Genomic DNA, 9,146 nt, shown 5'->3' on the forward strand with positions numbered 1-9,146 from the left:
TCTCACCTCTCGGTGGCCTTACCTAGCTAGCTCACGCACCGTCTGCTGACGTCTCGCACCGCTTGCTAGCGTCACGGTACGCCTGCTAGCTCTCGCATCGGCTGCTGCCGTGGCGTGCTAGGCCGCATCGTCTAGCTCACGCATCGTCTAGCTCACGCATCGTCTAGCTCACGCATCGTCTGCTGACGTGCTGACGTGCTGCCGTAGCGTGCCGGTGAGCGTAGCCGAAGGGATCTGAATGAACCGCAGACAACGCTGATAACCGCTGATCGATCCAAACAGGATCAGAGGAGATCAGCGCCGAAGGTCTGCGCAATCAGCGGTGAAAGGAAAAAACCGTAACCGCAGACAACGCTGATAAACGCAGATCAATCCAAACAAGATCAAAAAAGATCGGCGATCTCTGCGCCGAAGGCCTGCGTAATCAGCGTTCCTCTGGCTTGTCCAGGTTAGGTTGTGAGGAATTTTAGCACACAATTGTGGAGAAGTGATAAAGACGGGCAGAGGGGCCTGGATCAAGCCGGAACAGTCTCTTCCAAACGATCCATCCCTTGCCGAAGGCTCTGAAACAACTCACGGGCGATCGGCAGCAGGGAAAGCGCCCACAAGGCGTAGGCGGTTCCGAGTAACAAACCGTAGGCAGGTGTAATGAAAATGCTCAACCACAGGAAGAGGCCACCCAAATTCACCGTCACCAGGCTGAACCAGTTGCCACCCAAACGGGCAGGTTGGTCAGGTTGTAGTGTTCTGCGCACGAAGTAGGGAAGCAGAGCATAGCCGACTTGCAGTACCCAACCGTAGATCAAAGCCTGAGGTGCATTCGCCTCGACAGCATGGCCGGCAATTCCCGGTACGCCCAAAATCACAAAGGGAGCGGTGAGCACTGGGGCCAGAATCCAGAAGTAGGCAGAGACCAGGTGCCACATGCCCGGCGTCCAGGCTTTTCGGTCACCGAGCAGGGGCTTGACCACATTCAATACCAGCCAAATGGTTCCCGCCAGATGCAGAAGCAGGCCGGGGACGGTAAAATACAATGATTTGAACCACGGCCCCAGGGTCAATCCCAGCGCGCCAAACACCATCAGCCAAAAGATGGGCGTGATGGAGCGCGGCCAGGCCAGGGGGCGTCCCGCAAATCGGGGATAAGCATCGACGATCAGTCCCGCAAAGACCAATGACATGAATCCCCAGTTATTGGCGTGGATGTGCACTTCGACCGGCGTCGCCATGCGCAGAAGACCAGGCAATCCCATCCACAGACCTGTGCCGATGAAAATGCCAAATAGCAGGTAGCTCAGGCCGGCGATGTAGAATTTGCGGCCAGTGTGAGGATCGGCGAATGCTCCGCTCCCAGCAACCGGCGTCTTGCGCTGCCTGCGCATTTGATAGAGCTGCCACATCAGCAGTGTGGCGGCGATGAATATCAGTGTGCCTCCGACCAGAATCACGGGCAGGTTCACCAGGGGGATGCCGTACAGAAGCGCCATCATGCCCACATTGAGCGTGGCCCAGATATCCCAGCGGAATTTGGGGCGAGGAAGGTTACTGCGCAAAGCCACCAATGCCGGCGCAACCGCAAAGATGAACTGCGTCATGATGCCCAGCGTAACGAGATGGATCCGCATCCAACGCAAGCCATTGACCCACGGAATCACTTCATAGCCGACCAGGGACGCGTCCAACGCGCCTAAAACGGCCAGAAAAACGTAGAGTAGAATCGTGAAGAAGTATGGATTGAACATAGCGGTCTCCGTTTCAGATAGAATGACTGCTCAACACGGCCTACTTGGTCGCTGCCTGGGCTTTTTTGCGACGCTCGCGTTGCTGTTTGGCAATGTAAGGGACCAGGAAGAGATAAGCTCCACTGATAGCTAACAACAACATCAGGATGGATTGAAATTGCTCAAGTTGCGGCGGAAGGTGTTGGGTGGCGTCTCCGGTGAATTTCAAGATAACGGCAATAGGAATCAGGATCGCTGTTGGCACAGCGATCCAGCGGTGAATTATACGTGTCCATTTGTTCAAAAACTTCGTCATGTGTTTACTCCTGGGGAATGGTGATGATTAGAAAAAGACGACTGATAGCCTGAACCGGGCAGATCATTTCGCAATAACCATCGTACTGACACGCGTCGGGGCAAGCGACAATGGCCTTGCCATGTTCCAGCGCCAGGGCATCGGAGGGGCAGGCACGCACGCACAGTCCGCAGCCATCGCATAGGGCGCGATCGATGATCGGTACTGGTCTGTCTTCGGAAAAACTATCCATTGCCCCATCATACCCCCTTTGCAAAGCCATATCCACGACTTAGGTCGGATTTGCCTACTCCAGCATCGCCCTTTCTTCCAGCCCCTCGATGTCAAGGATCTCGATCTGATGTCGAGCCACCCGAATCAGCCCTTCGGCAGCCAGTTTACGCAAGGCCCGGCTCAAAACATCCGGCACCGTGCCCAAGCGGGCGGCAAGCTCGGTCTGGGTGGCCCAACGCCGCCGCTGCACCATCCCCCGCCCACCCTGCTCCAGCAACAAGCGCGCCAGCCGGGCCTCGACAGTGCGCAAGGAGAGGTCTTCCACCAGGGAGATCAGATGCTGCACGCGCGTCGCCAGTTTTTGGACCATGACCCGCGCCAGTTCAGGATGCGTATCCAGCAACCGCAGCATCGTTTCGCGATGAACCAGCCACACGACGGATGTTTCCAGGGCGACAACCGTGGCCGGGTTCGTCATCTCGGTGAAGACGCTCAAAGCGTTGAATGTTTCGCCTGGCCCCAAAAAATGAAGAACCTGTTCACGCCCATCCGTCGACATCTTGACGACTTTGAGCCACCCCGTTTCGACGATGTACAAACCTTTGCTGGGATCACCCTCCACGAAGACCACCTGGTTGCTGCCATAGTCCCGGCGAATCGCAGCTTCAGCCACAGCCCTGAGCGTGGCATCATCCAGCCCGGAAAAGTGCGGGACAGCGCCCAAAATTTCGATGGTGTGTTCGAGGGAGCGACTGGAAGGCATGGGTGATGGTGGTGTGAGGGGCATCTTCCTCGCCATTATACGTTGGATGGCCGAGGTGCGCAACTCAGACCAGAAGTAAAGATGAATGATCAAAGAAGCATTTCGTACGACAATCTTTGATCATTCATCTTCAATCTTTGATCGCTTCGTCACTGCGTCCACACCGGCATCCCATCGGGTGTGCGCAGGTCGAGGCGTTCGCCTGTCGTCAAGTTACTGATCCAGCTGAGCTCCATGTGGTCGGGTGAGTCAATACCTTCGAGTTCAACACGGTCGCCGGGGTTTAATTCGATGCCCTTTTCCGACCAGAACCAGGATGGCCCCCGCCTTGGGCATCGCCACGGCCGCCCCCTTTTCCGCGACCACCGCCGCTGTTACCATATCCCTGGCTTCCGCTCATAATCTCATCAAAACGCTCTTGGCTCAGGTATTCAGGTACATAGGTCTCACCTGTCTCTCGTTCCCAGGCCGGGACAAACGCCCGCAGGTGGTTTTCTGATCCCCACAGCAATCGTTCATAAACCTGGATTATGTCGGCCCTGTCGGTTGCTTCGATGTACTCTTCCAGGTCGAAGATGTCTATTTCTTCGATGTCGCCACCGACTGCCAGGGCATCGGCCAGTGATTCGCTGCCGAGGTCCACCAGGCTGTCGTAGAGCTCCTGCAGGTCGAGGTTGGTAAATTCGCCGATTTCACTACCGATGGTCGGGTCCTCGACGTTATAACGATCTAGGAGAGTGCGGATGGCATCCATGTGGGTTTGCTCGGCCCTGGCGATATTCTGGAAGATGCGGAAATTCCATTCCTCGTACAGGGTGAGGTAAACATCGCGGGCTAACTTCTCTTCCTCCACCATGAACTGAAGGCCATCGGCCTCGTCGCCGGTCAGATTGCTTGAAGTCGTGCTCCCGACAGCGGGAAGGTAGATGCTTGTGTCATCGGGACCAATGTTGGCGCTCGCCTCAGCAACGACGGGCGCACCGACGGTGACGATGGTCAGGGCTAGAAGCCCGGCGAAAAAACTGAATGCGAGTGTTTTTATGGTTTTCATGATTTTAGTCTCCTTGAGTTGAGTGATCGGCGATTTTCTCGCTGACAATTACAGAATAACAGGAGAATGTGGAGGAGTTGTGGAGACTTTTGATATTGACGAACGCCATACCCTTTTTAGTCGATTTGGGGTAAACTGGGGGTCGAGCTATGCACGCTGTCGGCATACGCTCAGTTCCTTTTCGAGAGGAGGATTTCCATGCCAACCGCCATTTCAAACGCAAACGGCGATTCGAGTAGTATGGGCCGTCTGCAAGCTCCCGTGCGACCCCGCAACCGCATCATCACCATCGATATCCTGCGCGGCTTCGCTATCTTCGGCATCCTGCTGGTGAACATGGAGTTCTTTAACCAGTCGGCCCTGAATTATGTGGCCGAGTTGTATGAGCCGTCCACCATGTTCGACCAATTGGCCCGTTGGTTCATCGCCTTCTTCGCCGAGGGGAAATTCTACTCCATCTTCAGCTTCCTCTTCGGTCTGGGCATGGCCATCCAATACTTGCGGGCCGTGGAGAAGGGTGCTCGCTTCGGCCCCTTCTGGCTGCGGCGCATGCTGGTACTGCTGGGCATCGGCCTGATTCACGCCTACCTTTTCTGGCCGGGCGATATCCTGATCATGTATTCGGTTTTGGGGATTGCTCTGCTGCTGTGGCGCAAGGCGAAGCCAAGAACCCTGCTGATCTGGACGTTCATTTTCCTTTTGCTGCCTTTGCTGCTCAACACCGCCCTGTTTGGCCTGGTGAAAATGGGCGAGATGGCGATGGGGCGGGAGGAGATGGCCAGGGTTCTCGATGAACAGATCGCCAATTATGCGGCTCTGGGCGTGCAGGCCGATCAAGTCTACACCAACGGCAATTTCATCGAGGTCACGGCGCAGCGGGCGCGGGACATGATGTTCATGTACAGTACCTGGCCTTTTATGGGCTTCAACGTCCTTGCCATGATGATCCTGGGCTTGTATGTGGGCAAGCGCCACATCTTTGAAGACATTCCCGGCAATATGCTGCTGATCCGCAAAGTCTGGTTGTGGGGGTTGATCATCGGCCTGATCGGCAATTTCGTCTACGTCTATTTCGGCGAGCAGGCAAACCGGGCTGTGCCCTCGCTGGCGAACCTGATCTCGCTGACCGGTCAGATCTTCGGCGCGCCGGCACTGGCGCTATTCTACATGACCTCCCTTACCATGCTGGCCGAACGTGCTGACTGGCGGCGGCGCTTGCAACCGTTGGCCAAAGTCGGGCGCATGGCCCTGACCAATTATCTTTTACAAAGCGCTATCTGCTCCATCCTCTTCTTCGGTTATGGCTTCGGGCTATACGGCCAGATCGGCATCGCTGCCGGCATTCTCCTCACCATCGTCATCTACGCGGCAGAGGTTGTGTTCAGCATCTGGTGGCTGGCTCGCTTCCGCTTTGGGCCAATGGAGTGGCTGTGGCGTACGCTTAGCTACGGCAAACGCCAGCCGATGCGGCGTGAAGCCTTCACCTCCTGACCATGAACGCCGGTTAGTGGTGGCCGCGTGCCGACGCCCTTGCTCGACCGTCCCTGCCTGGATTATCGGCGGCGCACTGCTGTACTGAACAAGCCGCCCACCCCACCCATTTTGGATCCTTGAAGCCGCTACATGCAACAAAGCCCCCCGACATGATTTGTACATGTGCGGAGGGGGTCACTGACGCTACTGCTGCCTGGTTAGATCGGTGCTTTTTTCAGACAAACTGTACGTATTCGGCTATTTCCGGGAAATCCTCACTCAAACTGTACGTTGGCTCCCTTTGTTTTTGATCTTTGGATGAACATCAAGGTCAGGATGATCAGCCAATGCCAACGTGTTGACGAGAACTTGCACGACAAAATAGGCCATTTTTGCCTCCGTAGTGCATTATGTTTTAAGAAGTTGCCAACTTTGACCGTGATATCAGATATCTACCAGGCAAAGCTGACAATTACATTGAATACTTTGTAAGTAACTGCTCAGGCAGTCCCGGTTTTTCCATAGATTTCGCCGATTGACACAGATTCAAACAAAAAAATCTGTGCAATCTGTGGTTGATCTGAGCGCAAACAAGTCATTTTCCTGCCGAGCCTGAGTAGTAACCCAAGATGTTAATCCATTTCCCTTCCTGACCATGGCGTTTTTAGCCCTGACGTGGCATTGCTCACAACCAATTGCAATGAACGGTCTTCATGATGCAAAAGTGGAGCCATCCACCCATGATTCAGTACCGAAGAAGCGATGAAATGATATCTGTCATTTTCTTCCAGGAAGCCCTTTTTGACTTCATTAACCTCAGGCAGATCCAGGTCATAAAAAGTTAGTTTTCCGTTATCAACACGGTGAAAACGGGTATCATCCCCAATTTAAGTAAACTTCCGGGAAGCTTTCTATTCTTGTGGGTGTTGCTTTTTCCAGTGTTGCTCAAATTTTCGGATTGTCTTACGATGAGTCTCCTTCATATCCGCCTTTTCTCTGCCCGCTTCCACAATCCTTATCGCTGCATCGGCCGAATGTCCCAGACCTACCAGAACACAGGAAGTCATAGTGGCGCTGCGGTGTTTGCCGGCCTTACAAAAGACCATCACTTTGTCTCCATTGCGGATCGCTGAGACGGCCGGTTCCACTCCTTTCAATATCTGCCCGGTAGGATAAATGAGGCGATGACCTAAATCAGTGGCGCGAGTATGAACCAGTGTGAGGGGCGGCTGATTCAACTCCTTATCAATCCGCTCCAAAATCGTGGCTATGATCAATGTCACCTCTAAGGAGATGATCGTCTCTCTATGGCATTTTGTCGGCCAGGCGCCGATGTACAAATTCTCTGTAATTTGTGAATAATCCAACGGTATATCTTTGGGGATGCCGCGTATTTTGTCTCGGATGAGACGTATTATTGAAGTCATTTCACCTTTCCTCTTGCGGCACCGCTACCGTCAACCCAGCCGTTATCACCTTCATCGAAACAGGTGTTCGCCTGGAATATTCGCCATCTGTCCACACCGGTTGGTCTATTTCGGCATCAATTTCGATTTCCTGCCCGCGCCAGTAGTACATGCCTGCTTTTTCATTTTCGAGGTTAAAGAAGCGGTTGAGGGCGGCATCGGTGCTTTTTTTATCTCGACTGAGCATGAACACGTCCAGGTAGCCATCATCCACCTTGAATTTTTCGCTGATGGAGAGGCCCGTCCCGGCTTTTGCAGAGTTGACGACGTAACATTTATTTCCCATGATTACGATCTCTTCACCATCTATTTTCAGGGTATATTCGATGTCCCGAATTTCACCAAGACGTTTGATGTCGCGGGCCAGGTAGGCTAGGGTACCGTACTTGTCCTTGTCCTCTCGACTGGTCTGTTCTTCCGGCTCGATGCCGGTGAAGAGGCGCTGGACGAAATAGGAACCGTCTTCCAGCTGCACGATATCGATTTTGCGCTGGTTGAAGCTGGTGCAAAGAATTTCAACGGCAGGTCTCAGTTCGGTGGGAATGCCCATTTCATTGCCAAAGCCGTTGCCGGTGCCGCCAGGCAGCACGCCCATGGGTACACCCGTACCCATGACGCCATTGGCGATCTCATGTTGGGTGCCGTCGCCACCATAACCAACCACCAGATCGTTACCGGCTTCGGCCGCTTTGTGGGCGAATTCGGTGGCGTCACCAAATTTCCTGGTGATGCTGATGTCCCATTCAACGCCGTGACGGTAGAAAACGTCATTCAAAATATTGATGATGGGCTGATCTTTGCCGGATACGGGGTTGATGACGACGTGGATCTTCTGGTAAGGAACGGTCGTTTTCGCTGCACCTCCCGCTTTCTCAGCCAGGGCTGCCAGCAGTATGGCATACGCTTCGTCTGCCTGCTCATCAAGTTGATCGGATGCTTCTTGAGGAATCGTTGCTTCAAAAATATCGCCCCCCATTTCTTTGATCACGGCGATAGATTGGGCTCTTGGCTCACCTTTGACGACAGCGATAATGGCCGACGAATCCGGCCCCAGGGAACCGGCAACCTTATTTAGTTGGTCAGGCATCACGTTGACCGCTTGTTTCTCTTTGGCGTGATGATGGCCGATTGCACCTCCCAGAACGCCTAATGCCAGACCGGTGCCGCCAGTTAGCAAACCGATGACGCCACCCAGGATGACGCCGGTTATGGTGCCCCGGCGTGGGGTGCGCCCGATGTCGTGGAAGCTCACTTGTCCACCAGCGTCTTTTCGCATGACCACGACCGAGACCACATTTCGGTCTCGTTTGGGTAACTGCTGCACGGCCGTTTCTGCACTATCCTGCCCATCAAATACGGCTAAAACTAAATGGATGTTATTCTCTTTCACCGTTCTCTCCCTTTGAATCATCCAGCCCAGTGAGGCTGGCTTGTAGCTGTTGGCTGAGCGTCTCTAATTTGCAGCGTTCCGGATCGGTGGCCTGGGGCGTCGAGCCGCTCAGACCTCGAGAGCCTGAGTAGCTACTCCATTTACTTTATTGATCGGGCTTGAATTTCTCAGTCCATTTCTCCTATTTTGTTTTTTCGGATTTTTCAGTGTCGGAAACGACCGTTTCCTCCTCCTTCTCCGCCTCCTCTTTGCGTGCTGCTTCCGCTTCTGCTTCCGCTTCTACTTCCGCTGCCGCTTCAGCCACCCGCCGCTGCGGCTCCTCAGCCACCCACTTCTCCGCTTTATCCCAGGCTGCCAACGTCGATTGCCCAATGACTTCTCCTTCCACAAAGATATTCTCCCGGCCAATCTTGCGCATCAGCCGCGTCTTTTCCAATTGATCCACAACCTTTGGCACCACCCCCGCCAGCATCAGCAAGCTATCATGGGCCTGTAAGTCAGCGGCATACCGATCCAAAACCTTGAGAAACGTACTGCCCAAATCAATGCTTTTCCGTAAGTTGATAATGACCGCAGCATTGTGCGTCTCTTCAACCACAGTCGGCAGTTGTTCCTCAAATAAAGGTGCCGTGGCAAAGAAAAGGCTGCCATAGGTCACCAGCACAACTGGGCGATTGGACGGCACTGTTTTGGACGCATCTTGCTCAAGCGGGAGAAGCTTTTCGGTTGGCGTCCATTCTTTCACCGTGATCT

General features: G+C 54.1%; 9 protein-coding genes. 1 reads left to right on the forward strand and 8 read right to left on the reverse strand.

What is annotated here, in order from left to right; translation table 11 throughout:
• Positions 1–515: 515 nt before the first annotated feature.
• The 5 genes from U9R25_16835 to U9R25_16855 all read right to left on the reverse strand — a co-directional run bounded on the left by U9R25_16835 (position 516) and on the right by U9R25_16855 (position 4,064).
• Positions 516–1,742: a hypothetical protein gene (locus U9R25_16835; protein ID MEA3337564.1), complete on the reverse strand. Its 1,227-nt coding sequence runs from the start codon at positions 1,740–1,742 to the stop codon at positions 516–518.
• Positions 1,743–1,782: 40 nt separating this feature from the next.
• Positions 1,783–2,037: a hypothetical protein gene (locus U9R25_16840; protein ID MEA3337565.1), complete on the reverse strand. Its 255-nt coding sequence runs from the start codon at positions 2,035–2,037 to the stop codon at positions 1,783–1,785.
• A gap of 4 nt (positions 2,038–2,041) precedes the next feature.
• Positions 2,042–2,269, reverse strand: coding sequence for a 4Fe-4S binding protein (locus U9R25_16845; protein ID MEA3337566.1), 228 nt, complete (start codon positions 2,267–2,269; stop codon positions 2,042–2,044).
• A 54-nt stretch (positions 2,270–2,323) separates the two neighbouring features.
• Positions 2,324–3,037: a Crp/Fnr family transcriptional regulator gene (locus U9R25_16850; protein ID MEA3337567.1), complete on the reverse strand. Its 714-nt coding sequence runs from the start codon at positions 3,035–3,037 to the stop codon at positions 2,324–2,326.
• 259 nt (positions 3,038–3,296) lie between these two features.
• The gene (locus U9R25_16855) at positions 3,297–4,064 is read right to left on the reverse strand and encodes a DUF2202 domain-containing protein (protein ID MEA3337568.1); all 768 of its coding nucleotides are present in this window, start codon (positions 4,062–4,064) and stop codon (positions 3,297–3,299) included.
• Positions 4,065–4,262: 198 nt separating this feature from the next.
• Between U9R25_16855 and U9R25_16860 the strand changes: the two genes are divergently transcribed.
• The gene (locus U9R25_16860; GenBank protein ID MEA3337569.1) at positions 4,263–5,555 is read left to right on the forward strand and encodes a DUF418 domain-containing protein; all 1,293 of its coding nucleotides are present in this window, start codon (positions 4,263–4,265) and stop codon (positions 5,553–5,555) included.
• A gap of 893 nt (positions 5,556–6,448) precedes the next feature.
• Here U9R25_16860 and U9R25_16865 read toward each other — a convergent pair.
• The 3 genes from U9R25_16865 to U9R25_16875 all read right to left on the reverse strand — a co-directional run.
• Complete coding sequence (locus U9R25_16865) at positions 6,449–6,964, reverse strand: hypothetical protein (GenBank protein ID MEA3337570.1); 516 nt, start codon at positions 6,962–6,964, stop codon at positions 6,449–6,451.
• A gap of 1 nt (position 6,965) precedes the next feature.
• Positions 6,966–8,393, reverse strand: coding sequence for a diacylglycerol kinase family protein (locus tag U9R25_16870; protein MEA3337571.1), 1,428 nt, complete (start codon positions 8,391–8,393; stop codon positions 6,966–6,968).
• Positions 8,394–8,574: 181 nt separating this feature from the next.
• A partial coding sequence (locus tag U9R25_16875) for a sodium-independent anion transporter (protein MEA3337572.1) occupies positions 8,575–9,146 on the reverse strand: 572 nt, incomplete at its 5' end.

The organism is Chloroflexota bacterium (assembly GCA_034717495.1).
Classification (GTDB): domain Bacteria; phylum Chloroflexota; class Anaerolineae; order JAAEKA01; family JAAEKA01; genus JAYELL01.

What these genes read in the sequence shown, in the direction of transcription:
- U9R25_16835 (MEA3337564.1), bottom strand. Translation starts at nt 1,742, where the DNA reads ATGTTCAATCCATACTTCTTCACGATTCTACTCTACGTTTTTCTGGCC.
- U9R25_16840 (MEA3337565.1), bottom strand. Translation starts at nt 2,037, where the DNA reads ATGACGAAGTTTTTGAACAAATGGACACGTATAATTCACCGCTGGATC.
- U9R25_16845 (MEA3337566.1), bottom strand. Translation starts at nt 2,269, where the DNA reads ATGGATAGTTTTTCCGAAGACAGACCAGTACCGATCATCGATCGCGCC.
- U9R25_16850 (MEA3337567.1), bottom strand. Translation starts at nt 3,037, where the DNA reads ATGCCCCTCACACCACCATCACCCATGCCTTCCAGTCGCTCCCTCGAA.
- U9R25_16855 (MEA3337568.1), bottom strand. Translation starts at nt 4,064, where the DNA reads ATGAAAACCATAAAAACACTCGCATTCAGTTTTTTCGCCGGGCTTCTA.
- U9R25_16860 (MEA3337569.1), top strand. Translation starts at nt 4,263, where the DNA reads ATGCCAACCGCCATTTCAAACGCAAACGGCGATTCGAGTAGTATGGGC.
- U9R25_16865 (MEA3337570.1), bottom strand. Translation starts at nt 6,964, where the DNA reads ATGACTTCAATAATACGTCTCATCCGAGACAAAATACGCGGCATCCCC.